General features: G+C 40.3%; 20 protein-coding genes and 2 pseudogenes. 9 read left to right on the top strand and 13 right to left on the bottom strand.

The window, feature by feature from the left end; all coding sequences use genetic code 11:
- Positions 1–51 precede the first annotated feature (51 nt).
- On the top strand, positions 52–1,107 hold the full coding sequence (locus L2747_RS00110; protein ID WP_248997116.1) for a tyrosine-type recombinase/integrase: 1,056 nt from the start codon (positions 52–54) through the stop codon (positions 1,105–1,107).
- Positions 1,108–2,055: 948 nt separating this feature from the next.
- On the opposite strand, the pseudogene L2747_RS00105 reads toward L2747_RS00110, so the two are convergent.
- The 4 genes and pseudogenes from L2747_RS00105 to L2747_RS00090 all read right to left on the bottom strand — a co-directional run bounded on the left by L2747_RS00105 (position 2,056) and on the right by L2747_RS00090 (position 9,167).
- A pseudogene (locus L2747_RS00105) lies at positions 2,056–4,636 on the bottom strand (M1 family metallopeptidase).
- A gap of 365 nt (positions 4,637–5,001) precedes the next feature.
- Positions 5,002–5,769, bottom strand: a complete 768-nt coding sequence (locus L2747_RS00100; RefSeq protein ID WP_248997115.1) for an RluA family pseudouridine synthase — start codon at positions 5,767–5,769, stop codon at positions 5,002–5,004.
- Between the two features lie 943 nt (positions 5,770–6,712).
- Positions 6,713–7,753: a porin gene (locus L2747_RS00095; RefSeq protein ID WP_248997114.1), complete on the bottom strand. Its 1,041-nt coding sequence runs from the start codon at positions 7,751–7,753 to the stop codon at positions 6,713–6,715.
- A 73-nt stretch (positions 7,754–7,826) separates the two neighbouring features.
- Complete coding sequence (locus L2747_RS00090; RefSeq protein ID WP_248997113.1) at positions 7,827–9,167, bottom strand: FMN-binding protein; 1,341 nt, start codon at positions 9,165–9,167, stop codon at positions 7,827–7,829.
- A 196-nt stretch (positions 9,168–9,363) separates the two neighbouring features.
- Between L2747_RS00090 and L2747_RS00085 the strand changes: the two genes are divergently transcribed.
- The 3 genes from L2747_RS00085 (at position 9,364) to L2747_RS00075 (ending at position 13,269) form a co-directional block, all read left to right on the top strand.
- A complete protein-coding gene (locus L2747_RS00085; RefSeq protein ID WP_248997112.1) occupies positions 9,364–10,539 on the top strand; it encodes an FAD:protein FMN transferase in 1,176 nt (391 codons plus the stop codon).
- Between the two features lie 347 nt (positions 10,540–10,886).
- A complete protein-coding gene (locus L2747_RS00080; protein WP_248997111.1) occupies positions 10,887–12,677 on the top strand; it encodes a sensor histidine kinase in 1,791 nt (596 codons plus the stop codon).
- A complete protein-coding gene (locus L2747_RS00075) occupies positions 12,670–13,269 on the top strand; it encodes a response regulator transcription factor (protein WP_248997110.1) in 600 nt (199 codons plus the stop codon). Before L2747_RS00080 ends, L2747_RS00075 begins: the two co-directional genes overlap by 8 nt.
- Here the strand turns inward: L2747_RS00075 and L2747_RS00070 are convergent.
- The 4 genes from L2747_RS00070 to L2747_RS00055 all read right to left on the bottom strand — a co-directional run bounded on the left by L2747_RS00070 (position 13,266) and on the right by L2747_RS00055 (position 16,397).
- A complete protein-coding gene (locus tag L2747_RS00070) occupies positions 13,266–13,754 on the bottom strand; it encodes a hypothetical protein (protein WP_248997109.1) in 489 nt (162 codons plus the stop codon). The genes L2747_RS00075 and L2747_RS00070 overlap by 4 nt on opposite strands.
- A 133-nt stretch (positions 13,755–13,887) precedes the next feature.
- A complete protein-coding gene (locus L2747_RS00065) occupies positions 13,888–14,646 on the bottom strand; it encodes a tRNA-uridine aminocarboxypropyltransferase (protein ID WP_248997108.1) in 759 nt (252 codons plus the stop codon).
- A gap of 94 nt (positions 14,647–14,740) precedes the next feature.
- Positions 14,741–16,054, bottom strand: a complete 1,314-nt coding sequence (gene pssA, locus L2747_RS00060) for a CDP-diacylglycerol--serine O-phosphatidyltransferase (protein WP_248997107.1) — start codon at positions 16,052–16,054, stop codon at positions 14,741–14,743.
- Between the two features lie 10 nt (positions 16,055–16,064).
- Complete coding sequence (locus tag L2747_RS00055) at positions 16,065–16,397, bottom strand: DUF1904 family protein (RefSeq protein WP_248997106.1); 333 nt, start codon at positions 16,395–16,397, stop codon at positions 16,065–16,067.
- 256 nt (positions 16,398–16,653) lie between these two features.
- Here L2747_RS00055 and L2747_RS00050 point away from each other — a divergent pair, with 256 nt between their 5' ends.
- Both L2747_RS00050 and dacB read left to right on the top strand, forming a co-directional pair.
- Positions 16,654–16,833: a hypothetical protein gene (locus tag L2747_RS00050; protein WP_248997105.1), complete on the top strand. Its 180-nt coding sequence runs from the start codon at positions 16,654–16,656 to the stop codon at positions 16,831–16,833.
- A gap of 85 nt (positions 16,834–16,918) precedes the next feature.
- The gene (gene dacB, locus L2747_RS00045) at positions 16,919–18,346 is read left to right on the top strand and encodes a D-alanyl-D-alanine carboxypeptidase/D-alanyl-D-alanine endopeptidase (RefSeq protein WP_248997104.1); all 1,428 of its coding nucleotides are present in this window, start codon (positions 16,919–16,921) and stop codon (positions 18,344–18,346) included.
- Positions 18,347–18,438: 92 nt separating this feature from the next.
- Here dacB and L2747_RS00040 read toward each other — a convergent pair whose 3' ends face one another.
- Positions 18,439–20,199 (bottom strand): acyl-CoA dehydrogenase family protein, encoded by a 1,761-nt coding sequence (locus tag L2747_RS00040; RefSeq protein ID WP_248997103.1) that lies wholly within the window; start codon positions 20,197–20,199, stop codon positions 18,439–18,441.
- Between the two features lie 325 nt (positions 20,200–20,524).
- On the opposite strand from L2747_RS00040, the gene L2747_RS00035 reads away from it, so the two are divergent.
- Both L2747_RS00035 and L2747_RS00030 read left to right on the top strand, forming a co-directional pair.
- Positions 20,525–21,472, top strand: coding sequence for a magnesium and cobalt transport protein CorA (locus tag L2747_RS00035; protein ID WP_248997102.1), 948 nt, complete (start codon positions 20,525–20,527; stop codon positions 21,470–21,472).
- A 716-nt stretch (positions 21,473–22,188) separates the two neighbouring features.
- A complete protein-coding gene (locus L2747_RS00030) occupies positions 22,189–23,217 on the top strand; it encodes an IS110-like element ISSpi2 family transposase (protein ID WP_248997101.1) in 1,029 nt (342 codons plus the stop codon).
- 382 nt (positions 23,218–23,599) lie between these two features.
- On the opposite strand, the gene L2747_RS00025 is transcribed toward L2747_RS00030, so the two are convergent.
- Positions 23,600–23,842: a hypothetical protein gene (locus L2747_RS00025; protein ID WP_248997100.1), complete on the bottom strand. Its 243-nt coding sequence runs from the start codon at positions 23,840–23,842 to the stop codon at positions 23,600–23,602.
- A gap of 331 nt (positions 23,843–24,173) precedes the next feature.
- On the opposite strand from L2747_RS00025, the pseudogene L2747_RS00020 reads away from it, so the two are divergent.
- Positions 24,174–25,129 (top strand): annotated as a pseudogene (locus tag L2747_RS00020) (IS110 family RNA-guided transposase).
- A 22-nt stretch (positions 25,130–25,151) separates the two neighbouring features.
- Here L2747_RS00020 and L2747_RS00015 read toward each other — a convergent pair.
- From L2747_RS00015 to L2747_RS00005, 3 genes are all read right to left on the bottom strand, one after another.
- The gene (locus tag L2747_RS00015) at positions 25,152–25,439 is read right to left on the bottom strand and encodes a hypothetical protein (RefSeq protein ID WP_248997099.1); all 288 of its coding nucleotides are present in this window, start codon (positions 25,437–25,439) and stop codon (positions 25,152–25,154) included.
- 114 nt (positions 25,440–25,553) lie between these two features.
- On the bottom strand, positions 25,554–25,931 hold the full coding sequence (locus L2747_RS00010) for a ribonuclease E inhibitor RraB (protein WP_248997098.1): 378 nt from the start codon (positions 25,929–25,931) through the stop codon (positions 25,554–25,556).
- A 149-nt stretch (positions 25,932–26,080) separates the two neighbouring features.
- Positions 26,081–26,656: a hypothetical protein gene (locus L2747_RS00005; protein WP_248997097.1), complete on the bottom strand. Its 576-nt coding sequence runs from the start codon at positions 26,654–26,656 to the stop codon at positions 26,081–26,083.
- Positions 26,657–26,788: the final 132 nt, after the last annotated feature.

Genomic DNA, 26,788 nt, shown 5'->3' with positions numbered 1-26,788 from the left:
TTTGTATGTTTATTATTCATGTTGAAAGTTCGCTAAAAGGGCCAAACTCTGATGAAATCCGCTATAACATCTTTCCAAAATCAGGTTTTTAGCCGAGGTTCGCCCGCTTCTACAAGCGATGAAAAGTTCTTTCAAGAACAACAACTACCAGTTTCTATTTTAGATGACTATAAAAGTGCAGCTGAAGAAACCCAATACGAGATCTCTGAAAACACTAAAAGAGTGTACTCTTCTAGTTTCTCAATATTTCAGTCCTACTGCGAGCAACATGGTTTAAGCCACTTACCTGCTGACCCTAGAAGTATCATTTCCTTTATCGGTCATCAAAAAGAATTGTACCAAGAAAAAAATGGCCACCAGCTGTCTAAACAAACAATCAATACCCGTTTAGCTGCGATTCGATTCTTTCATATCCAAGCAGGTTATCATTCTCCAACTGAACACCCTTTAGTTGTTCGAGTGATGCGAGGCTTAATGCGAAATCAATATCGACAGATCTCTGACTATGATCAGCAACCTATTACTTATGATGAATTAGAAATGTTGTTGTTGGTCATCGATCAGCAACCACAGCAACTCACCCGCCTAAGAGATAAAGCAATTTTACAACTTGGTATGCAAGGTGGATTTCGCCGTTCAGAATTAGCAGAGGTAAAAGTCGAACACTTAAGTTTTTTAAGGGATAAATTAAAAGTCAGACTGCCCTACTCCAAAAGCAATCAGCAAGGACAAAGGGAATGGAAAGATCTTCCTAAGGACGAAACTTTTTCAGCCTATGAAATTGTAAAGCAATGGATCGATACCACAGGGATCACGCAAGGACACCTTTTCAGATCTTTGAGTCGTGATGGTAATAACCTAAGAGATTACCAGTTGCTAAAACCGAAAGTGGGTAAAGGCTTTCTGCGCGGTGATGATATTTATCAAATGATCAAAAAGTATTGCGATAAAGCCGGACTTAACTCTAAGTTTTACGGTGCGCATAGTTTACGTAGTGGTTGTGTGACTCAGCTGCATGAAAATGATAAAGATCATTTGTACATAATGGGCAGAACCGGTCACACCGACCCACGTTCTCTTCGCCACTACTTGAAACCTAAAGACTAGAATTTGAATCTTAGCGATATACTTATGTTTAGTTTTCGCTTAGCCATTTTATGACAATTCAATTTACAGTAGCGCAAACATTCAGAGTAACAAGAGTTTAAACATGAGAGTTTTGTGTTTAGAGGTTAGCTATAAATTGATGATGATTATTCTAAGCTTAAACATGACATAAATGCTTCAAACTTATGTTAATCAAGAATTAAGCTAATAAAATTAGATCGTCAGGCAAACATTATAAGCTCTAAAGCTTAAGTCATAAATATCAGTGCTAAAAGATAAGTTGTAATCACTAATTAGTTATTTTTATTTTTTATATCGCTAACTACTTATGCGCTTAAGTAATAATTCCTTGGACCTTATTGACATAAATCTATTCCTATTTAACAACTTCGTTAACTGATTTAAAACTGTAGTTTTATAACCTTGTGATAATGTATCTTAACTAGTTATAATATATGCCTCTTTCCATATTAGTAACTTTGTTGTAAAAGCTTCCATATTAAATGGGTATAAAAATTTAAAAATTCACCTTGCAATAAATATAAAAGATACATTATTTAGAGAAGTAGGCGCTCCACTAAGTATCATAGCATCAAGGTCACAAGTATCAAAACGGTGAGTATAGTTATTATTAAACAATAGCTTACGCACTGGCTTATCTCAGATTTCCGTTGGGAACTGTGTTTCCCCATACTCTATACAAACTGCTATAAACCAGCTATAAAATCGACTATCTAATCATTGTCGTTAAGTTAATCTAAGGTCTTTATATTCTATAATTTATTAATACTTAAATGCTTAAATGCTTAAATGCTTATGCGCACGTAAATTATATTTTGTAAATCTAGACATATAAAAAAGCCTGCTATAATACAGGCCTTTTCATTACTCGTTGAGTTTAAATAGATTAAATTAACACATGAGTCTATTTTATTAGGCGCTATCTGATCATAATCTATTCAGATACGCTTCTACACTTGCCTGCTCTCGTTGCTTCAATGCGACACAGTTATTAACGCTTTCTTCAAGTTTAGCCAAGGTGCGGCCATACTCGGGTGTGGTTGCTAACTTAGGCTTAAAGAAATTTTCTGTTTTAATCAATGCATCAGCCTCACAACCAGAACCTGTGTAGTAAGGAATATTAGCAACAGCAAATGGCGGAAGTTTATCTTTAATTTCAGCATAGTTAGCATAAACCCAATTTCTGAATCGTTGCTTGCGTTCTTTGCTATAGTCTTGGCCTGCTAAGATATATCGTAGATCTGGTGCTTTTATGTTATCCGTTAGCGTGTAGGCCAGAACATCAGACTGCAACTCCTCTGTGGGCGCATAACCGAGTGCCATCATTAAACGAGTACGTTTCAATGGATCTTTGGTGGTTTCAAAAACCTGTTTAGCTTGATTGAGTAACCTACTATCGCCATTGTAGATAGCAATCGTCAAATAAGTGCCAATTAAATAAGGATCAACCTTATCGCTTCCAGATAAATAGGTTTTCGCTTCTTTTGTCGCAGTCGCTATCGTTGCTCTATCTTCTGCTTCAAATGCCAGTAATTGAACTAGTGTTGGTCTTAACTTGCTAACAGCAGTGTTTTCGCCTGCCTTTACTTCTAGACCATACTTATCTATGGCACTCTGAGCACGGGCTGCAATAAATTTCGCCCATTTTTGCTTATTACTTTCATCGATAAACGTCCCCTTTTGTGATTGTGAGTAACCCAGCGCAGTTGAAACGACCTCAGGATGTGGATCATCAATAAACTCGCCCAGTATATTTAATAACTCACCGCCGCTGACGAAGCCTGCATCTAATAAGGCATCAGCCGCTGAAACTAACGCCTTTCTTTCACGCACTGATAGCTTTGATTTTGCGTTGTTAAGCAGCTGAGTCATTTGAATTTCATCTAGTAACCAGCGGTAATAACCCATCGCATCGGCATCGGGATAAACCCATTCTGGTGCAAAAGCCAGTTCGAAAGTTTGGCTGTCCTTCTCAAGTAATACAGTTGTTTGCTTTACTGTATTACCTTTACCGTACTTAATTGAAACGGGTACAGTCCAACGCTGCGCTGGCGCGTCTGTACCAGCAGTGACAAAACGTTGTTGGTTTAAGGTGAGTCGTTTACCATCAACAGACACATTAATCAGGGGATAAGAAGATTGTTCGATAAAGGTACTTAACACTTCTCCGACATCTTTACCTGACGCCTTACTTAGCGCGTTCCATAGATCATCTGCTTCGGTATTTTTATATGCATGATCTTTTATATATTGGCGAATACCTTTGTTAAAAGCGTCAACCCCAATATAATTTTCAACCATATCAAGTACCGCTTCACCTTTGTTATAAGCAAGTCCAAGACCATCCATGATGTCGGCCTCTGTTTTAATCGGTTTACGAATAGGCTTAGTTGATACTCTAGAATCTAGTGCCATCACATAGTTCTTTGACAATGATAGGTTAGATTCAAATTCCGGGTGCGTTTGATGGGTGACTTTTGCCGCCATCCAACTTGCAAAGGCTTCGTTCAACCATAGGTCATTCCACCACTGCATTGTCACTAAGTTACCGTACCATTGATGAGCAAGCTCATGACCAATAATTGATACCGCACGCTCTTTGCTGTTTTGGCTAGCTGTAGCTTCATCGAGAAGGAGAATATCTTCTCTATAAGTAATTAAACCGGCATTTTCCATCGCACCAAATGGAAACTCAGGTACAGCCACTGTATCAAGTTTGGCATAGGGGTAATCCACACCGAAGTACTCCTCAAGCGCACTTAATACAATTGGCATTTGTTTCGCAGCATATTGCGCTAGCTCTATTTTGCCTTTAGTGGTGATGACTCTGCCTGGTACTTTCATTCCAGACACAGGGATCTCTTCAAACTGACCGACTGCGAAAGCCACCAAATAACTTGATAGTGGTTTCGTTTCAGCAAAAACATGGGTTGTCATATTGTCTGCAGTCGTTGTTTTTTGTTTCTGGGGTATTGCTATATACCTTGTCTGTTTTAGGCGCTGTGATCGTTACTTGAAATGGAATTTTATATTCCGGCTCATCAAAAACAGGAAACGCACGACGAGCATCACTCATTTCAAACTGAGTAAATAGATACGGTAAACCGCCATCCATTGTTTTATAGAGGCCTACAGATTGCCTGTTATAAGGCGCTTCGAAGTCCATCGACAAAGTATATTGGCCTGGAGTAATTTCATGAGCACAGTTAAATAATACAATTCCAGTTTCTAATTGCTTAGATGTCATGCTGCAGTCTTTCGCACCTGCTAATTGAATATTACTCGGTAAATACGCCACACCATTAAGCTGTAACTGTTGAGTCGCGCTCAGTACTTCAAGCTTAATTGAAGTGTTACCGAAAAAATCATCCTTATTAGGATCTAAAGTCAGTGCTACGCTTTGAGAAATGGGTTTTGCGACTTTGCTGAGTACATATTCATTTGCCTGCGCTTGATAGCTAGCTGCACATGCCAGCGACACGAGAGTCGCGGTGACTATTCGATACATATCGATTTCCTGTTGTCTTGTGATCCGTATAATCCGCAGCCAGACATGAGTCTAGTGCTGGTTAACCCTTTAGCTTTGTTGTTTTCAGATATGAGTACACACTAAAACCCAAAGAGGATATGGATGCTTAAGATAACAAAACATTAACAGCAGTGGCAGCGTATACTGATTTAGGCATCGTCGTTGTTGTAACAATTGATGAACAAGGTAAAACTAAGTAGCAGAGGATTGCTGTAGATATATACCGTAAAGGATGCGCTTCAAATAGATAGACAACTTAAATAGCGCACAGAATACCAGACTTAAATGAAAGACTAGACTTAGAGATTAGACTAATAGGCTAAAATAAAGGTTATAACTGAACATCAAAATGGGCATGGACTGTAACCATGAATTCTTACGCCACTAATCGGATGATCAAACTCTAATCTGGTGGCATGCAGCATCAACCTTTGGGCCAATTGATAAGTTGCCTGAGTGCCATATAAGTCACAACCTATAATAGGGTGCCCCATATATTGGCAGTGAATTCTAAGTTGATGAGTACGCCCTGTTTCTGGCGTTAACTCTACCCTTGTTAATGCCAATTCATTACGATTATCTGGAGAATCTAAGTTAACGGCTTCCAATAAGCTTACTCCTTGCAATGAGTCCACTTGCAATGAGCAGTCCGTAGCGATTGAAAGCGTTTCATTACCAATAACCTCAAATAACGAATGGGCAGGCTTACCCTCTAGTTCGCATATCTTCATCATTGGGAAATTAGGCTTGTCTTTAGCGATTGCTGCCGATATTCGACCATGTTCTTGGTTAACTGTGCCAGCTAACAAAGCGGTGTAACGCTTAAGTACATTGCGCTCACTAAACTGCTTACACAAAAGTGCATTAATCGTTTTATTGAGTGCGATAAGCATGATGCCTGAAGTACCTAAATCTAACCTGTGCACCAGCGAACAACCAGGAAAGTCTTTCACGAGACGATGATGAACTGAATCGAGATTTGCCGGATGTTTACCGGATAATGACAATAAACCTGAAGGCTTGTTTATGAGTAATAAATGCTCATCTTGATAAAGAATTGTGATCTCTTCAGAACACGGAGGAGCGATAAAATCATCGGCAGGATTTTTCATTTTACCTTGGGACCATAGACAAACTGCAGGAGGTGCATGATACCGCAGTTTGTGATTACCAACGAGCATTGCCGCTGATGTTTGTGACTGTTCTTTACTGAATGAAATACATTGCTCAAATAATAGTGTTCAAATCTTAACGCGCAAATAAAATGAAGCGAGTGAGTATGGATAATACGCAAGCAAACCGCATAAACTCGCGTAGCCCTGCTAACTCTCATAGTATTAACGATCATTCTATCCAATGTCATGCGATTAACTTTTATACTTCTAGTTATGACCCTGAGTCGTATACTGAGTCCCATACAGTATCAAATTGCTAGCTATCGTTTGATTACATGGCCAATCCACACTTTTAATCAATCCTCATAAAACTGACTCGCTAGGATTTCTGAGTTCTTTTAAAGGATTTACCCATACTCACTTTCTTGCATAATAAGTCATTTAGCAAAATATAATCCCGAGATATTTTTAACAAAAGTGAGTTCATAGTCATAAAGGTGAATAAAGACAGGCTTAAATATAACGTATCTTCAGCACTATTTTTCTAAGCTTGGTTTTAAAATATCAGTGCATAGAGCAATGAAACAAACACTGCAAGTAAATTGCTTAAGTCGACAAACTTAGGATTCTTATCGCTCGTGATGGCACAATCCTGACCTTAAAATATTTGAATACTCTATAAACTAACGCCTAAGAATAATCAGTGTCATTTGCAGATGGAATAGAATTGGAGCACTAGAACGGAATCATTAAAGATAAGATAAACCTAACTAGATTGAACCACGAGCAATGATGTTGTGAGTTTAGCTTGTTGGTATAAAAATGGATCTGGAGATGAAGAGGATGTAGAAGTAGAATAGAAAGTGCCCATCCTTGCACACTTTCTAGGAGCAAATTTTTACTTTAAATAGTTCTAAACAACTAACTAAATAGCTCGATTTTAGAAATCGATTCTAAAACCGATGCTCGCGATAGTGTCGTCAAAATCAGAGTATTGTTTTACATCAAACTGACCAATTTCAGTGTGTACACGCGTCGACTTAGATAGACGATATTCAGCACCTAAGGCCCATTGTGATACTTCCGGCACTTCTGTAGCTGCTGCGCCTAACTTGTCGTAAACACGGTTAGCAATAACACCTGTTCCAGAATCATCTTGGCCGTATTGCGCTTTTAGCGTTAGCTTATCAATTTGATATTTAGCGCTAATGATAAAGCCATCGCCATCACGTTGCTGCCAGTTATCTTTATTAGGGTTCACAACTTCAGAGCTTTGGTACATAGAACCAAGCATTAAGTTGTTATATTTATACTGCGCAACCAGACGCACACCTTTGATGTCTTCAACGCCATCTGTGTATGCCGCAGCTAAATAAACATCACCGGTTTTAAATAGCTTATCACCATAAGTTAGTGCGACTTGGTAATTGCCATTATCACGGCGAACGTCATCTTCAGCATAATAGTTGTCTTCTAGGATATAGCTGGCGCCAAACTGTAGCTTATTCCATTTTACCGTTTTGTACTCAAGTGAATCGCCCCAGCGCTTGTCGCCAGCAAATAAGCGATCATGCTTCATCGAGTACATATCCATTGCATCAGATGTGCCTTTTGCCATCTTAAATACTGGATCGATACGACCTGCCGCAAGTTGACCAGCACTCGAGTGCTTGATCCCTAGGTAAGTTGGTCGTGCTGAGAAAGGATTGTTGTTCTTACCTTCGCTAGCGCCGTTAACACCCACTTCAATTTGATAAAATACGGTGAAATCTTCGTTTAAGGCTGCATTGCCCTTTACACCTAAGCGGCTCCAGTTGTTTTCTAGAATCGTGCCGCTTTTACCGCTATGGGTTGCACTTCCACTATCAGAATGTGTTACTGAGTAATCGATACGGCCATAAAAATCATACGCGTCAGCCATAACACTTGGAGAAGCAAGTACCGCTGCTGCAATTAAGGTTAATTTTACTGTTTTCATCATTTTGTCTCTTAATCTAATTATAAATTTTTAACTGCGGTGCCTGTATTCGCAGGCACCGTCACAAACAACAGGATTATTTACTGTGTTTAACAATCACGCCGTCTTGGCGCATTTGCGTGTATAAAATTTCGGCTTGCGCTAAGTAGTTATCCCAAGCATTTGAGCGCTTAGTAAAACCAGTAGCGGCATAGCTACCTGTGTCACCAGTAGCTGGAAGGTCGTCGATTAAGAATAATGAACCGCCTTGCTGTAAGTGGCTATTTAAGGCATCAATCATCACATTAAAGCCAATGCGAGCAGGCTCTACGTAGTTGATAGATTCATACTTAGATTGACGATAGAATTTCTTTTGTGACGCATCTTTTATCTGTGCTTTTTCATCAGCAAAGATTTCGTCGTAATGAGCTTTAGTAATTTGCTTAGTTTGGCTATCGACGACGATACGTAGCATTGCTGTCACACCCGTCCAGTTACCTTTAGCATCAACTAGCTTTTCAGCATGTTGATAAAAACGCTCATGGGTACCCTCGCCATTGATTTGTGCGTGGATCTTTGCCGTTAACGGCACCATAGACTGTTGGATACTGTTAGATGCGCCCGCAATGACATCGATACCGGCATACTTCAAACGGTTTGGTTCTTTTAATTTATTGCCAAGAGTTGGGTCGAAATCAGGATTAAGTTCAAAAGTTAATTTATCTTGTTCAACCATTAACTTTTCCATGGTCAAAGCTGACTGCACCCATGCGGTGCCCTTTTTCTTACCCATAGAGAAGTTGTACTCAGACATACGCTTAGGCACGTCTTGGTATAAACGGGTGTAATAATTAGGACGGCCGCTTTCATTAAATTCAGCAAAAATAACGTTATTGGTGTTATTCAACTCAGTAACAATCGCTACGCTACCCATGTGGCCTTGGCGGAAACGCGCTTCTTGGTAATAATAATCACCCTTTAGCAAGCCAAGCTGTGGCTGAATTGACCACTTAAGCTTGAAATCTTCATCAGCAGAATCATCTTTTGCGCCTACAGCAACAAACTCAGGCTTGCTACCGTTTGCACGTGGCAAACTATTAATCGCTTCCAAAATGCCATTTGATGAGTAAGTTGCACCAGATACTGCGTCAATACCTTCATGACCGTTGTTCGCTAGCACCTTAGGTAGTAGTCGCTCAGCATTTAGGTAGAGAGATTCGGTTTCTTTGTGTGACTTGGTCTTAACGTCAACGATATGACCATTTTTGACTTCAACTGTTAGCGTAATGACACTTTTCTTACCTTTAGCAGATACGTCATGGATACCATCTGCGTACTTACCTGCAGGTACTGAACTTGCACAACCCACTAAGGTCATAGTGCCCACTAATACTGCGGTGCTAAGTAATGATTTTTTGAATAATATTAAGCTTTTCATTGTGAATGCCTTCAAGAGTTATATCGTTGAGGGCAAGAATAAGAGTTTTAAATTAACTAACAATTGCGGAAAACCGCAATTGAATACATGCAATACGATTAATTTGATCCAGGTAACATTAAGCTGCTGAGTCAATAATATTTAAGTTCAATCTGTGTTACTCATAATATATCCACCGCATAACCAAGTAGTCTACATGAATAAATCAATTGTCTTTTTAACTCTGTTATCTATAACTGGCTGTGTCAAAGCTGAGCAGATTAACCAGCCTATAGCACCAGACTTCAATATCATAAAAGTCGCAACTAATGGTGAACCATATCGCTGTGAAGGTAATGCAATTATCACTCATGACCAATCAAAAACTAATTTAACGACTTTAAAGTACTTTGGAACATCCATTAGTATCGATGTTTATGATAAGGATAATAAAAATATTGAAGAGGCACTTTGCCATGCATTAAATGTGGTTCAAAAATACCACTACTTAGCGTCCAATTATAGTACTTACCCTCATGTGACTAATATAAAAAGCATCAATAACAATCCGGATAAAACCCATCAAATAGATCCAAAATTAACCGATTTGTTAGCTGCTAGTATCGAGTGGCATGATAAAACCAATGGCTACTTTAATATCGCCTTATCCCCGGTAATCGATCTTTGGCGAGGTTATCGGGCGCAATGTAAAGGTGAGAGAAAGGAGCAAGATAAATGCCAAATCCCATCAGATGCTGAGCTTAACAATGTTGCTAACTTAACGAGCATTCACGATATCTCTCTCAATACTGAGCTCAATACGGTCAAGCTTAAACCCGGTATGAGCATTGACCTTGGTGGTATTGCTAAAGGCTGGATGGCAGAAATGGTCTATCTGCAATTGAAAGAAGATGGCGTTAATAACTTTATGATCAACGCTGGTGGTAACATTCGACATTATGGCGTGCACCCAGAAGGACGAAACTTCACCACTGCAATTGAAAACCCAATATGCAAAAAATATAATAACCAACTACCGCAATGTCAGAATTTTGAAGATTTATATCATGAAGTTATAACTGGACAAGATATAACTGTTGTTTCAAGTGGTAATTATTTGCGCTATTACCGTGTTAACGGTAAAGAGTACCATCATATTATTAACCCAAAAACTTTAAAACCAAAAACAACTGGCGTTTCCGCGACATTAGTTATGCAGAACAATCAAATTTATGCTGACATTATTTCGACAGCGTTATTTTTAATGCCAATAGATGAAGCGTTAGTTTATGCAGATAACAACCCTGACTTTGAGGCCGTTTGGTTTTTAAACTATGTGGGAGATAAAACTGAGTCAAAAGGTTTCAATAATTATAGACTTGAACAGCCTTAAAACGGCAAGCATTGTTATTAGTCACTCTGGTGTAGGTCATTATGAGAATTCTGGCCTAGTTTTATAGCATTTACATTATGTGACTTTTATTATTTCAGTACATAAAGCCTTGTTAATAACGTCAACATAAAATAAAAGTATAATAATTAATAGAATATGGTACTAGAAGGTGGTAATAAAATCGGGAATATTGCTTTATAATTATAACGAATCCCCGTCTTAGCTTATCTAACGGTTTTCCGCATACATAAGTAAACTGTGATAAACCTCAATTTACTTATGAGTTTTTCATCAGGCTTTTCGACAATAGCGCATAATAGATAAGCGATGTGCTTTTGAAGATAACCATGTTTAGAAAACTCCCTAAGATAGTCAGTAGCATTTGCTTGTTAGCTTGCAGTTATTCATATGCTGATGTGCAACAACCAATTCGAATCGGTGTACTTGCTTTCACTGAACCTGAAAAGGTCGAGCAACGCTGGCGGCCAACCATTGAAAAGCTAGAGCTTGATCTTCAGCGATCATTTGAGCTTGTTGCATTGCCACCGAGTGAACTCGAACATGATGTATCCTTGGGAAAATTTGATTTTCTGATCACTAATGCCCTCACTGCTGTCAGTTATAAAAAGGATTATGGCACCAGCAGCATCCTGACACTTATCCCATTAAATAAGAGTAACCCCACCGAGGCGGTAGGTTCAGCGCTTATTACCCGCCAAGGCACCCAGATAAGCAACTTTAATGACTTAAGGGTTTTAAATGCAGTGTCGAGTGATCCCAATGCATTTGGTGGTTTTCAAATCTATGCCGGTGAGATGGCGCAAAACGGGTTGAATCCCTTTAAAGACTTTAACAGCCTCAAGTTTGCTGGTTTTCCACAACAAAAATTATTGCAACAAGTGTTAGATGGCACGGCTGACATAGCTATTTTACCCACCTGTGTCCTTGAAAATGCAATCGCAGCCGGCAATATCCCAAAGGACAGCTTGCAAGTTGTACTGACTCAGCCAAACTCTGGTTTTAAATGTCAGAGTTCAAGCCAATTATACCCATACTATTCCTTGTCAAAGTTAGGTAAAACTGACCACCAGCTAGCAACTAAGGTAATACGTTCACTGTTATCGATTGAGCCTGCATCAAACGCTGCAATCACTGGCCGCTATCAAGCCTGGTCAGCAACGGTTAACGACAGCGAGGTATTCAAACTACTAAAACAGTTGCAGCAATGGCCTTTTGTGACCAATTGGACCTCAATATTTAAGAGTGCCCTCCCCGTAGGCATCGCCATTACGCTGATATTACTTTTAGGCTTTATCCATCATTTAAGGGTAAAACGATTAGTGGTGCTGCGCACACGCGACTTGCAAGCCGAAATTGCGCAACACAAACAAACTGAGCAAGCGTTATTAGAGCAAACCAAACAATTTTATCGTGCCCAAAGAGTGTTATTGACCGGCGAAATGGCATCCGGGATCGCCCATGAGCTAAACCAGCCTTTGGCAGGGATCCGTTATCTGACTCAAGGGTGTATCTATCGCTTATCTGACAACCAAACCGAGCTTAAGGAAGCGATGACGAAGGCCCTACAACAAGTTGATAGAGCGCAATCAACCATTAAGCGCTTTAGATACTTTTGTCAGCAACCAAGCGTAATGACGCTATGCAGCCTGAATCAAATTTTAGACGAGACCTTGAGCTTAATGTCAGCAGAGTTTCAACGAATGAACCTAACGCCTGTGCTTACCACAGAGGTTATTCAGCTAACTGCCGATGCGAGTTTGTTGCAGCAAGTTTTTGTCAATATTATCCGTAATGCGCTGGATGCCATGGAGAACTGCACTGAACCAAGTCTAGCCATCACTCTGAAGATGAAACATAACCAAGTGCATATTAATTTTACAGACAGCGGTAGCGGCTTGAGTGAGGCTGCTCTGGAGCGATTGTTTTTCCCTTTCGAAACCTCCAAAGAGCATGGTTTAGGGCTAGGTATGATTATTTGCAAAAGAATTATCGAAGAGCACCACGGCGAGATAAAAGCGATGAATAACATACAGCCCCAAGTAATGACTGAAAATACTCAGTTTGCCGGGCTAACCATTAGTATTGTTTTGCCACTTAAGGAGCAAACACATGAGTAATCTCTATTTAGTTGATGATGATCAAGACGTATTAGATTCATTAACTTGGATGCTCAATGGTTTAGGTTTCCAACCTCAAGGCTTTTTATCAGCTGATGAATTTCTAACAGCTGTCGATTTACAGCAAAGTGCTATCGCCATTTTAGATGTTCAAATGCCTGGCATGGATGGCAGTGCTTTGTTATCTCACATGGTACAAGCAAACAGCCCTATTGCTGTGATCATGCTTAGCGGTCACGGTAATATTGCAATGGCTGTTCAGGCTATTCAAAAAGGTGCGCTCGACTTTCTCGAAAAGCCTGTTGATGGCGATAAGCTGGTTATTTCACTGGAGAAGGCTGCTTCTATTAGCGAACAAAATATGCAGCGTTCCGTCGCTAAACAGGCTTTAACAACAAAGCTTGATACCTTAACGCCTAGAGAGCATGAAGTGATGGAGAAAGTATTAGAAGGAAAGCTTAATAAAGTGATTGCAGCCGAGTTAAATATTGCTCAGCGCACGTTAGAGCTACACAGGCAAAAAGTGATGCAAAAAATGGACGTGAGTAACGTCGCAGAGCTTGCTTTTTTGATGGGTAAAAATATCAGTTAAGCTATTCGGCTGCCGGGCGCTCGCCCGCTTGTCGCCCAGGTCGCACAAAACTCCCAACCTTTATCTTTACACATTAGCCCTCTTTTATAGCGGCTTTTCCTCGCATAAAGCGCTCGGTGTACATGATGCTGAGCTGCCGGTATTGCAGTGAGTGGCGTAAACAAAATAGCGACTGATTGAGACTGGATCATCTCTTGCTGACTGTTAGTACTTTGCGTTTGGTTAAAGTGATAAAGGTTTGTCGCTAAGTCAGCGTCATCGACGGAGCCAGTAATCAAGGGCGCAGTTATTAATGGAGCTGTAATTAATGGAACAGCAATGAAGAACACCGTAAGCAAAGGCGCAGCAGTTAGTGCATCGGGTAACCTTGCAGCAAGAGTGCGTTGGAGAGAAGGTCTCGAGTCATGACGACTATTCTTAGTCGCTGAGGGCGGATTGAGTATATTCAGTTCGCCCCAAGATAAGCCTACATTCCATTGCAGCATTGCACTCCTTAACATTTTAATTTAATCGTGAGTCTGTAATCATCTTAGCGTAAATAATTACAAACTCAACAACTTGCAAGGTAGGAGTTCATTCCGCTCTGAAATACTGGATTGGCGGATCCCAAGTTAAGTTTTATAAATATTTAGTCGCTTGCAGCAGCGATTGCTCCAATTGCGCCGCTAACCTAGTGATATTCTCAGGATCGCGATTATTACGACTGCGGCCATGTAGAGATGACTCCACAAATAGCGCAAACCAAGCTTCAAGTACCGCACCATTGTCAGGTTCACCTGCCGCGGCTATCGCTAAGCTTGCGACTTCAGCCGTACCAAGCTGAAAGTCACGGGCGCCTTTTCTTAATGCGTAACTGGCGGTCGTTTCAGGCGAAAATGAAAACAGCGGCAAATGGTGTAAATATTCACTCTTTCTAAACATCTTAATCGCTTCACGCCAACTACCATCTAGCAAAATAAACAATGGTGTTTTATCAGCTCCTATGTGCCCCGCTGTAACATCAGTAACCACCGGTTGCCCTTCTCTGGCGTACTCAGCGGGAAAGATAACAAAGGGCTGATATTTTGGATCGTTAATGATAGAAAGCATCTTACGATTAGGTTCGCTGCGTGACCAAATAAAAGCGTGGGTATCAGGTATAACATCAGCAATAAGCCTACCACTATTGCTTGGTTTAAGGACTTCGTCGTCGTACATAATCAACATAAAAGCCAATTTGCTGCCCACTGATTGACGCAGTTTACAGGTACACAGGTGTTCCGCTAGTAAACATAACTGACAGCGAACCACATTTTTACCTCTAGCAGTAAACGGCCTGGATGAAATAGCTTTACGATAATCATATAAATGGTGTATTGCGTGCTTTTGTAAATTCATTGGAGCTTAACCTAGTGGCACTGTTTTCAACGAGGAAAACCTTATAAAGAAAAAGCCTACACATGGCAGGCTTTTCTCAATGACTCAAACAAACTTAGAGTATACGTCTTAATAAAAAGTCTGCTTTAAGTCGTTTTATCCGTTTCATAATCTTGCGTACTGGTGCTGGATAATTATGTAATGTTTCTATTTGGCTGTAATGGAACAAACGCTCAGTATGTTCAAGAATATGCGCTTGTTCTTGTTCAAACTTCTCTTTCCAACATTCGCTATCATCTTGAACAAGTAATCCATTTTCTAAATCCAATGCCCAAGCTCTTGGATTCAAGTTACTACCAGTGATTAAGTGACGTTTGCCATCAGCACTTATTCCTTTTAAATGGAAGCTATTGCGACCATCTTTCCAAAGGTGAATGTTTAACTGACCGTTTTCAATCGCCCACTGTTGACGCTTGGCAAATTTTCGCAGTGATTGCTCATACATGTATGGTAAAGCACCAATGGTTGAAAACTCTTCTTCAGGCGGAATATAGAAGTCATTAGAGGTTTTATCACCAACAACAATATCGATTCTTTTGCCTTTACGAAGGTGTTTCGCTAACGCTCTTACTAAAATGTAAGGTGGGTTAAAGTAAGGCGTGCAGATGAACAGCGCGTCTTCAGACTCTTCAACCAGTGCAACAATCACCTTGTTTAACTTGTTCTTCTTACGGCCCAAGCCAACTAACGGTGTAACACGGTTACCAATTTTGGTTTGACTAAACTCGTATTCAGCTTTAGATAGACGATGTTTAAGACTACTTACTTCAGCTTTAGACGGTAAATGCTCAGTTTCTTTTGGCTGAGTCAGCGAGCTAACAGCAACATCGCTAGCGATATATGTCTGGATCATTTCACGCATACTTCGCGCAAGTTCAGCAGACTCCAACACGTGATAGCGATCAAAGCGATATTTATCGTCTTGATGAAGGTAGATATTATTGATACTCGCGCCACTGAAAACAACGGCGTCATCAATGACAAAACCTTTTAAGTGCAGCACCCCCATAAACTCTCGGGATTTTACCGGTACACCTAAAATATCAATTTTATGTTCAGCGGCTTCGTTTACTTTACGATACATAAAGTAATTGCCACTATCACCTTTATGGCCAATGAGCCCGCGACGAGCGCGATGAAAATCAACCAGCACCTTAACGTCAAGTTGTGGATTAGCCTGCTTAGCAGCAATTAACGCCGCCAGTATTTCTCTACCGGCTTCGTCATCCTCTAAATAAAGCGCTGCGATATAAATAGAATGCGTTGCATTTGCAATTCGAGATAACAATTCAGCTTTTAGCGCTTTGGGCGTTAGTAGCCACGAAAGCGAATCTGGTTGTAGCGGTATGCCACCTAGCTTACTCAGCAAGGCTCTCTCCTTAATAGTGCTGACCATCTTTATAATATGTGCTCGGTTCTAGCTGCCTAAACATAACTACGACATGCTTCGCGTTGGGATAAGCCTCTAATACGGCTGCGCGAATAACCTTTTCTGCACGATGGTGTGTTTTGGGATCTTTGGGAAACCATAATACTTCGACTTGAGCAATATCATTAACGATTACGCCGTTTCGATAATTGCGATTTCCAGTCCAGTCGAGAATAAAAGATTCCACTTTTGCCTGACAAATGTCGGCTAATGCCCCGAGTAAATTTCTACTCAGCGTTGCGACAGCCATTTCTGGAATTCCGCTAACTCTTATATGTGGCATTAAAGATCCTCCTAGATAAGGGCATAGAAATTACCGATTTAACCGCCTTTGGGCAAGGCTTTTCTCTCAATAACGGTCTCTAGCGCTCGATTTAGCTGGCTTCTTGCGCGGTTAGGCATTTATTTAGTCATATCGGTAGCGCTAAAACGCCTGTATTTTTTGTGATCTAGCCCCTACTGTTTGTTCAAGCTATCACTGAACTCGGGGCGGTAGTTTGTTAATATGAGCGACTATTTTTACGTCCGTGGAACCATTAATGAATTTTAAGACGTTGCTAACCTTAGCTGCAGTGCTTCTTGGCGCTTGGGCCATCTTTCATTTTAAAGCACAGTTAGGCATATTTGTTGTGCCATTGTTTTTTGGACTAGTATTATTTGTCACCTTGCGTCTTTATCGCCTTATGGAAAAAGACGACTCAATTGATCCTCGAGACTAACAACACTAATCCGCAAGAGCACAAGCCTTAATCGCTTAAGCTCTTTTATTAAGGAACAATTAAACATACTAGCAAGGAACGGCTTTTGAACATCAGTTTAAACATTCGCGCCATCACAGCAAGCATCGCACTATTAGTGGCGCCTCTACCCATAATGGCCAACGATTATTTAACCAATCTCATTGGCATAATAAAACCAGAGACTTCACAAACGGCGGTCATTGTTAGTCCTTTATCCGCCCCCAAATCTAGCTTTCGGAATAACCCTAAACAGCTATTTATTCCAGCAAGTACTATGAAAGTATTAACTGCTGTCGCTTCGACAGCAGCACTTGGTAAAGACTTTCGATTTAAAACGCAGATAGATGCCTTTGTTGGCATAAGTAACCAACGAATTGAAGGAGACGTGTTCATTCGATTTGATGGCGACCCAACATTAACTAGCGACAATTTAAACGCGCTTTTAAAAGATTTAAAAGCAAGAGGCTTAAATCATATTGATGGAAACCTTTATCTTGTTGGTGAACAACAAGAATCAATGCAAGCTCCGGGCTGGGTTTGGGATGATTTAGGGATTTGTTACGCTGCACCAGTATCGCGCTATGTGATTAATCAAAACTGTATTAAAGCCACTCTTTCCCCTACTCTTGCTGATGAACGTAGTGAACTTACAGTTAGCCAGTTTGAGCCAGTTACGATCACTAACAGTGCAGTGTTTGATAAGCTTGGCTCACAAGATTTTTGTGAGCTTGATTTACAAAGGCAAGCCAACAACCAATATATTCTGTCCGGATGTTTTGCAGGTACCAAACCATTAAATCTTGCAATTGCGATCTCTGATCCTGCGCGCTATGCACAAGAAACATTGCAAAGACTGCTTAATAACAATGGCATCTCCCTCAAGGGGGATATTTTACTAACAAGCAAGAGGCCAACAAATACCCTGTTAATCGCAGAGCATAGATCTAAGCCTTTATCTGAATTGCTAAGTAAGATGCTATTAAAATCTGACAATTTAATTGCAGACAGTTTATTAAAGCGATTAGGCCAATATGAATACGGCGTAGCTGGGTCATTTACAAATGGCAGTAAAGCGATGCAAACTATTCTCGGCGCGTTAGGAGTTGATCTTAGTACTGCAAATATTATTGATGGCTCTGGCCTATCACGCTACAACCTTCTAAGTGCAGAACAATTAATGCAGGTTTTATTACTGATAAAAAAAGATCCAAAGTTTCAGTATTTAATCGATAGTCTTCCTGTTGCGGGCAAAACAGGCACTCTAGAATACCGTCGCGACTATCGGCGCGCACCATTAAAAGGAAATGTTCTAGCAAAAACAGGCTCTATGATGGGCGTATCTAACCTAGCAGGTTACATCAAACAAGACGGCAAACTAACTCAAGCCTTTGTGGTATTAGAAAATGGTTATAGTCCTGCTGTTAAAGAGGCTGAAATAAGGCCATTTAACGTATTGTTACTACAATCTATAATTGAAAATAGTGCGCCGTAATTAAAACGATACAGAGTTAAGTTGTCAATAAAAACGCCACTCTAGGAGTGGCGTTTTTGATCGTTTTCTACACCAAATTAAGCTTTACTCAATTAGAATAGGCTTTCGTCCATCTGCATAATTGATAAATCGCCGTGTGCAACTTGCGATAAATGGAAATCAGCTTTTGCTAATAGCTTATCAAGATAGAAACGACTTAACTGTGTTTTTTGTAGCGTAAAGTTAGCATCTTCATGATCATTCGCCGCATCCACCATGGCTAACCAGAAGCAACCATAAAGGGTGTAACCAAACGCATCTAAGAAGTCGACGGCACAGGAGTTAATTAAACCCGGCTGCTTCAGCTTATTATCGTTCACATGATTAGCGACCTGAATTAAGTTTTCTAGTAAAGCTAACACTTTCGCTTTGTCGCTATCAGTGACATGGTTGTAACCATTAATATTATCGACTTGCTCAGCAACAAACTCATTCAGCGCCGCAACATTATCACCAGTCACTTTACGACCTAGGAAATCAATTGCCTGAATACCGTTAGTGCCCTCATAAATCTGGGCAATACGGGTATCACGTACAAGCTGCTCAATACCGGTTTCACGAATATAACCATGGCCACCAAATACTTGTTGCGCCATGATTGCTGCATCTAAGCCACGATCACTTAAAAAGGCTTTAGATACTGGCGTTAACAAACCGACGTAACGACTTGCTTTAGCTTTTGCATCACTATTATCTGAGTACTTTGCTAAATCTAACTGTTGACCTGTATAAACTGAAAGTGCTCGGCCAGCTTCAGTTAAAGTGCGGATGGTTAATAGCATACGACGTACGTCGCCATGAACAATAATCGGATCGGCAGCGGCCCCTGTAGGTGACCCTCCAGCTGCAACACCTTGAATACGCTCTTTAGCATAATCAGCCGCCATTTGATAAGCCGCTTGTGACGTCCCAAGCCCCTGAATACCAATCGCCAAACGTTCGTAGTTCATCATGGTAAACATACATACAAGCCCTCGATTAGGCTTGCCAATGAGATAACCTTCAGCATCGTCAAAATTCATCACACAGGTTGCAGAGCCCTTAAGACCCATTTTGTGTTCAATTGAGCCAACAGTGACACCATTTGCTTCGCCTAGGCTGTTATCGTCATTTACCTTAATCTTAGGGACTAAGAATAGTGAAATACCACTGGTATTAGGTAATTTAGCCAGCACTAGGTGGATCACGTTCTCGGTTAAGTCATGGTCGCCACCAGTAATAAAGATTTTACTGCCAGTAATGTTATAGCTACCATCGTTGTTAGGCACAGCTTTAGTACGAATATTACGTAAGTCAGAACCTGCTTGTGGCTCTGTCATATCCATCGCCCCAGACCACTCGCCGCTGTATAGCATAGGTAAATATTGCTGTTTAATTTCTTCAGTGCCATGAGCATGAATAGCCAGTGCCGCACCAGCGGTTAATGAGCCGTAAAGCGTAAAGGCATTACAAGCACTGTAAGCCATTTCATCTACCAATACGCCAAGCATCTTAGGCATGCCCATGCCTCCGAGCTCAGGATCGCCACAAAGACCAACCCAACCACCTTCCGCGTATTGGTCGTATACCGCTTTATAGCCATCAGGTGTGATCACCTTATCAGCTTCGTGACGTACGCCTTGCTCATCGCCGCTTCGGTTTATAGGATGAATCAATTCACGGCTTATTTTGTCAGCTTCATCTAAAATAGCTGCTGCTGTATCCATATCCACTGAGTCAGCCATTGCTGGCATTTCAGACCAAGTTTTAGGTGCGTTAAACACTTTTTCAAGTAGGAAGCGCATCTCTGCTAATGGGGCGTTATATGGGTTCATAAAGCTCTCTTAAACGATGGATTTAAACAGTTGTTTCAAATCTACCAGAAGTCGCTGTAAATAACACCCCTTTAACGTTAAATCTTTTAGCCAACCGACACCCTCCCCCCAACGATTAATTCCACTCCTTATGCATAGCTTTGTAAATATGCGCACTTCCCTAATCCCATTGCTACACGCTTATAAAGCAACACATAGGTTAAGCTCACGCCTATTTAGAAGCAAAACATCGTTAACTATTGCAATCCCTTGGCAGTCATTGACTAACATTAATTATCGGTTTCGACTATTTCGATAAATAGTTACTCATTGTAATGGGGAAAAAATGATTACTGCATATTGCTTCGCACACCAACAAGTCACTACGACATTAGTCAATATCAACGAACCCTTACCTGAAACGACCATATGGCTAGATATCACAAGGCCTACTGAAAGTGAGAGACAATGGTTAGCAGGCTTTTCTACGGAAGCCGTACCCGATAGGGAAGATAAGAATGAGATTGAGGCTTCTTCCCGTTTTTATCAGAATAAAGATGGTTTACACATAAATTCCCTATTCAGCCAAAAGTCCGAACAGAGCTTAGATTCTGTTAATATTTATTTTAATCTCAGAGCCCATTTTCTGATAAGTATGCGTGACGATGATGAGCATTTAATAAACTCTTTTTTAAGTTTCCTACAGAAAACGCCTCCGGCCAACATGTTGCCACAACAATTGTTCATCCAGCTTTTCAAAGTAAAAGTTGCCCATTTGGCGGATCTCACAGAAGAGATCTATAGTGCTTTAGAAAATGTCGGTCATGAGGTATTCGATAATGAAAAAATCGATGACGTGTTTAAACTCATCACAATAAAAGAAGACAAGAATGGCAAAGTTCGTTTAAACCTGCTCGATACGCAGCGCACACTAAACTACATGCTGCGGGATTATCACGATCAGTTGCCTAGCAATGCACTGAATGACATAAGCAATATGCTGTCGGACATCGACTCATTAATAACCCATAGCCAGTTTCTATTTGAAAAACTGAACTTTCTTATGGATTCAGCCATGGGCTTTACTGGTTTACAACAAAATAAAATCAGCAAAATTTTCTCTGTTGCAGCCGTCGTATTTCTTCCTGCAACGTTAATAGCAAGTACATACGGTATGAACTTTACCAATATACCTGAAGTGCATTGGCAATATGGCTACCCATGGTCCATAGCCCTCATGTTTGCCAGCGCAGCCGCTACCTTCTGGTTTTTCAAAATAAAGCGATGGCTGTAGTTGGCTAGTTGGCATTGAAGCTAATTGAGTTTAACGCTAAAAATGTTTTTGGACAGGAATGCGTTAGAGTTTAAGCTGTGAAAATGACTCTTGGCATTAGGAAAGCTATGGCAATCAGATAAGTGGCAACGCCTTGCTAACGGACGCAAAATTGTTGGCTAAAATTAGCGAAGAATGAGCACAAGCCAACTGTTTTGCGTCCACTTTGAGCGACTTGTTATATGCCGATTACAGCTGAGGTTACCAGAATGTATGTTACTGGACTACCAAAAACAAACAGAACAGCTATTAAATTAATTATATAGTTTAAAGACTTAGGTAAATTTCTATAAGCTTTTAACGTGTGACGATAACTTTTTATATGTTTAAAGGAGTAATAGTTAAATATTGAGGCTAAGACGATACTTGCAATTGGTAATGAATATTTAAAGTTACCAGAATAAGGAGCTTCTACACCCATTTTAAATAGTACAATTGTTGATATTGACCACAAATAAAAGGTTGAACCAAATATTACTAGAAAGGCAGCCTTCTCATGATTTTTAGAGCTACTTTTCCAGTGCATAATTGAGTTACACAACCCAATATGTATCATCCTTAATATCAAATTTACTCCAATCCTCTAAAGGCATATAACGAATGATATGGACTCCCCTTACCAATTGGCCACTATGTGCCATATTGAAAGTGCAAACATTCAATCAAGGAGAGTCCATATGTCCTTAATTAAAGCAATTGGCATCGATTTAGCCAAATTAGTTTTTAGTATTCATGGTGTTGACGAATACGGTAAAACTAAACTAAAGCAAACAGTTAAAAGAAACAAGCTGTTAGAGAAAATCGCTAACATTCCACCCTGTATTATCGGGATGGAAGCTTGTTCTGGCGCTCACTACTGGGCAAGAGAGTTTACAAAATACGGCCACGACGTACGTATCATGGCATCTAAATTCGTTATTCCTTATCGCCAAAGTGAAAAGAATGACGCCAATGATGCTGAAGCCATTTGTGAGGCAGTGACTAGACCAAAAACACGCTTTGTTTGTATTAAAAGCGAAGAGCAACAAGCCGTTTTATGCCTACACCGCATTCGACAAGGCCAAATCAAAGACCGTACGGCGATGATAAACCGATTACGTGGCTTACTATCCGAGTTTGGTATTATTATGCCTAAAGGTCGTTATCCTGCTCAAAAGCATATTGTTGAAATTCTCGAGGATGCTGAGAACGGTTTGCCTGATTTAGCCCGCGAACTACTCCATGATTTATGGCTGAGCATAAAACAACAAAACCAAGACATATTAAAGTCTGACCGAAAGCTCTATGCCCTTGCTAACCAGATGAAAGACGCTAAGCGGTTAATGACCATACCAGGTATTGGCGAAGTTACCGCAACAGCAGTAGTCGCGACAGTCAGTGATGCAAAACACTTCTCAACTAGCCGCCAATTTGCAGCTTGGATAGGTTTGGTGCCGAAGCAGTATTCCACTGGCGGAAAGCCAACACTAGGTCGAATAAGTAAACGCGGTGAGAAGCATATCCGCACCTCGCTAATCCATGGTGCTCGCGCTGTCATCGCAAACTGTGCCAATAAAATGGATAGAACTAGTTTATGGATTAAAGCCCTTATCGAGCGAAGAGGTTTCAAAAGAGCTGTCATTGCTTTGGCAGCTAAAAATGCACGGTTAATTTGGTCATTATTGCAATCAGGACAAGAGTACCAAGTTAACTATGTAAAAACGTAAAAAGGATTAACCCAAACGGTTAACCCCACCGAGTCGACGCATTAGCAATTGACGATAACACGGTCAGACCGAGAGCGATTGAATCTGGTTAGTTGGGAAGTACATCTTTCTTGAAAGAGAAAGTAATACTGTTTAACGAATGAGATCTTTGCTCAAGCGCAAATCATCAGGGCGATAGCCAAAAGCTGTTTAGGCAGCAAGCTAATCAAACGCCGAATGTAGAGCTGCTGTCAGATCCACTGTTGTTGTGTGATTACTATTGCTTGACAAAGGGGAGTCCATGTAGCCCAGCTAATGGGCAAATAATTGTTGGCTAAAGTAGGCGATACAGGAGCAAACAGCCAACTGTTATTTGTCCTGTTAAGCGCATTGTTATACGGAACTAGCTACTTGACTTCATGTTTTTACTTGAACGAAGAAGTGAGTGTAATTCTGACTCAATAAAATAAAGAGCTTCGCCCGCTTTTCCATCTTTACTAGAAATCATATCGTCACCAACAACCTTAAGTTGGCTCAGCAGGCTTTCTATTTTAGAAGTGCTAAAAGCTATTCCAGGCTCGTCCCAACCTGATACCTCTATAAAAGCAATGTCGGCGTCCGATGATAAAGTTTTACTATATGCCAATTTGAATTCCTTATAACGCGTCATTAAGAGGCAATAAAATAGTTGGTTAAAATAAGCGACGAAGGAGCAAAAACCAACTGTTTTTTGTCCTGCTTTAATGACTTGTATGGATAATAAACCCACCTAATTTACAAATGATTCCCTGTTTCGGGTAATGTGAGACCCAGGCTTTAGCTGCAACTAAAGCTTTCCTTGTCGTAGTTCGATTGAATGATGGCTCCTCAGTTGAGAGACCGATAACAAGAACGAACGCGACAAAGGACTCCAAGCAAAATACTCGAATAGTCTACTGGGCCTCGAACCCGCATTTGCAAGCAAGAGTTAGCTTATTATGAATTCAAAAACTAATCAAAACATTAACGTAGGTGTAGATACTGGCAAGTTTCAGCTGGATATTTATATCCGTCCAGTAGGTCATTTTTTTAGCGTAACTAATGATGATAAAGGGATAAAAGAAGCCGTTAAACAACTAAAGAAGTATCAACTCGAACGCATTGTGATTGAAGCGACGGGTCGGTTAGAAATGCCTTTTATAATGGCCTGCGCTGAATCAAAACTACCATTTGTCATTGCTAACCCAATTCATGTTAAACGCTTTGCAGGTGCTATTGGTCAGCGAGCAAAAACAGACAAGTTAGACGCTCAACTTATTGCTCATTATGGTGAAGCTATTAAGCCTCCCTTATCAACCTTAAAGCCAGGAATAATGCGCTCTATGAGCGATTTAGTCGCAAGACGTAACCAATTATTAGTCATGCAGACTATGGAGAAAAATCGTCTTCAAATTCTTCCTAAAGAACTCGCTATGACAATAAAGCCTGTCTTAACTGCGTTCAAGATTCAGATTGAAAAGATAGAGGCAAAGATTGTTAAACTCATAGAGTCATGTCCAGACTACCAAGCTAAAAACACTATTCTCCAGAGCATGAAAGGGATCGGGAAAATAGCCGCAGCTTCTATTATTAGTAATCTCCCTGAACTGGGTTACATCAATAGTAAACAGGCTAGTGCTTTGGTAGGCGTTGCCCCGATGAATAAAGAAAGTGGGCGGTTTAAAGGGATGCGAAAAATTCGGGGAGGAAGGCATCAAGTTAGAACAGTTCTATACATGGCTATGATGTCTGCAATTCAGTCTAACCCTATTTTTAAGAAACTTATCAGCGATTGGTGGCTGCAGGAAAACCAAAGAAAGTGGCGATAATTGCCTGCGTTAGAAAGATGGTTGTAACGTTAAATTCGATGCTAAGAGATGGTGTAATGTGGGAAGAGCCAAAAGCTCAAAGTTAGCTATTGACACCATAGTCTCTTGTTATGTGTTGTTAACTCTGATGTAAGTTGCTATTTTTTCTAATAAAACTTCAGCTTCCGTATTTTTAGCATTGACCACATAGCCAGACCAAATATCCCACTCTAAACCAATAATTGATTGATTAAATGTAAAGTCTTGGAATGTTTCTTCAAGACCATTAACTAATGCAGTGTGTGGAATTAATTTGAACTCAGCTACAACAGATTTAGTTATTTTCGCGTAATCTTTTAAGGCTACTTGGTCAAAATCAAATGTTAGCCTACTGCTGAAATCTCGTTGATTATCCACCTAATTTTCCCTAAACACATAACGCCCACATCAACTGCCGGAGGCTACTGGCGCTTTTTTGCGGGTTTATGCAAAAAAAGTGACAGTGCCCGGAGGTCAGATTGCATGTGCTTGTTAGGTGCTTTCTGCAATTTCAATTTCCCAGCCATCGGACCTCCCGTTGAAAGGCTTAGCAATGGCATCTACAACTTCTTGAATACGGATAATTTCATTGTAATCAGGAGCCATTTTAGATAATACATAGACTGTCCATGATGGCCAGAACTCTTTATTTTCTTCAGTTTTAGTCTCTCCCTCTTCAAGCTCTCCTTCATCGAAATATACCTCTGTAGAGAAACCTGCTTTGATGAGTTCCTTCTCTATATTGTAAGAAGATTCTTCATCAGGGGAATCTACAAAGAACTCGAAATCTCGAAGTCTGGACATATCAAAACCTGAAGCAGCAAGGTTTTGCAGTATGTTTCCATCGACATCATCTGGATATTCTTCCATAGCTTTCTCGGTATGCTAACTATAGCGATGTTGGAAATCGCCGCACCTAACGCCGCAATAAGCGGTGAGTAATTGTAGGCTAAAATGTGTAGCGAAGCGCAACCGAGCCAACTGTTACGAATCTGACTTTATTGCCTTGTTAGGGTTACTTACAGATCAAGTTCATTCATAACACCCAACACTCCAAAAAAAGCAGCAACAGGAACGATAGCAACGGTATCGATTGCTACAGCTCCTGGTGTAACTACAATTTTACCAGCTTTAGATAGTCCTGATTCAGGTGTTTCAACCAAAACGTAGTGCTCATCTTCAAGCTTTTGAAAAGGATAGTTCCCTTCAACTTTATATCTTTTACCTCTTAAGTTAAAAGTTAAATCGATATTTCCATATTCATCTTGTGGGAAACCCAACTCTCGAAGCGTTTGCTTATCCGACGTATTGTGTGTGATTAATTCCAGTTTACCACTGACATTATTTTCTTTATCTAGTTTGAAGCTTTCATACCTAGGATAAAATTCAATAGTACGACTTATTTCAAGTGATTTAATTAATAAGTCACTTGCCTCAAATACATAGCTATAATTTTGACCTGTTACAAGCAACAGAGCATTTTCTTGCGTGGCATAAAAGCCAGTAACTCTCTCTTCATAACTTGGGGCTTGCCACACTTGTGATGTGCATCCAGACATAATTAATGTAAATAAAATGAGTAATCTGATTTTCATGCGGAACTCTCCTTGTAACCCTAACGCTTAAAACAAAGGTTATTTATAACACCTCGCGAAGCGAAGATAAATAATCCTTTGATTTTACTAGTTATCTGGCAGTCAGAGCCTTAGCTCGCTTTGACTGCGAAT

It is taken from the genome of Shewanella marinintestina, assembly GCF_023283845.1.
In the GTDB taxonomy this organism is placed as follows: domain Bacteria; phylum Pseudomonadota; class Gammaproteobacteria; order Enterobacterales; family Shewanellaceae; genus Shewanella; species Shewanella marinintestina.
The sequence above is the reverse complement of the archived record's forward strand: the minus strand, read 5'-3'. Positions and strand labels throughout refer to the sequence as shown.

Coding starts and splice junctions, on each gene's coding strand:
- L2747_RS00110 (WP_248997116.1), top strand. CDS start 52: ATGAAATCCGCTATAACATCTTTCCAAAATCAGGTTTTTAGCCGAGGT.
- L2747_RS00100 (WP_248997115.1), bottom strand. CDS start 5,769: ATGAAAAATCCTGCCGATGATTTTATCGCTCCTCCGTGTTCTGAAGAG.
- L2747_RS00095 (WP_248997114.1), bottom strand. CDS start 7,753: ATGATGAAAACAGTAAAATTAACCTTAATTGCAGCAGCGGTACTTGCT.
- L2747_RS00090 (WP_248997113.1), bottom strand. CDS start 9,167: ATGAAAAGCTTAATATTATTCAAAAAATCATTACTTAGCACCGCAGTA.
- L2747_RS00085 (WP_248997112.1), top strand. CDS start 9,364: ATGAATAAATCAATTGTCTTTTTAACTCTGTTATCTATAACTGGCTGT.
- L2747_RS00080 (WP_248997111.1), top strand. CDS start 10,887: ATGTTTAGAAAACTCCCTAAGATAGTCAGTAGCATTTGCTTGTTAGCT.
- L2747_RS00075 (WP_248997110.1), top strand. CDS start 12,670: ATGAGTAATCTCTATTTAGTTGATGATGATCAAGACGTATTAGATTCA.
- L2747_RS00070 (WP_248997109.1), bottom strand. CDS start 13,754: ATGCTGCAATGGAATGTAGGCTTATCTTGGGGCGAACTGAATATACTC.
- L2747_RS00065 (WP_248997108.1), bottom strand. CDS start 14,646: ATGAATTTACAAAAGCACGCAATACACCATTTATATGATTATCGTAAA.
- L2747_RS00055 (WP_248997106.1), bottom strand. CDS start 16,397: ATGCCACATATAAGAGTTAGCGGAATTCCAGAAATGGCTGTCGCAACG.
- L2747_RS00050 (WP_248997105.1), top strand. CDS start 16,654: ATGAATTTTAAGACGTTGCTAACCTTAGCTGCAGTGCTTCTTGGCGCT.
- L2747_RS00040 (WP_248997103.1), bottom strand. CDS start 20,199: ATGAACCCATATAACGCCCCATTAGCAGAGATGCGCTTCCTACTTGAA.
- L2747_RS00035 (WP_248997102.1), top strand. CDS start 20,525: ATGATTACTGCATATTGCTTCGCACACCAACAAGTCACTACGACATTA.
- L2747_RS00030 (WP_248997101.1), top strand. CDS start 22,189: ATGTCCTTAATTAAAGCAATTGGCATCGATTTAGCCAAATTAGTTTTT.
- L2747_RS00010 (WP_248997098.1), bottom strand. CDS start 25,931: ATGGAAGAATATCCAGATGATGTCGATGGAAACATACTGCAAAACCTT.
- L2747_RS00005 (WP_248997097.1), bottom strand. CDS start 26,656: ATGAAAATCAGATTACTCATTTTATTTACATTAATTATGTCTGGATGC.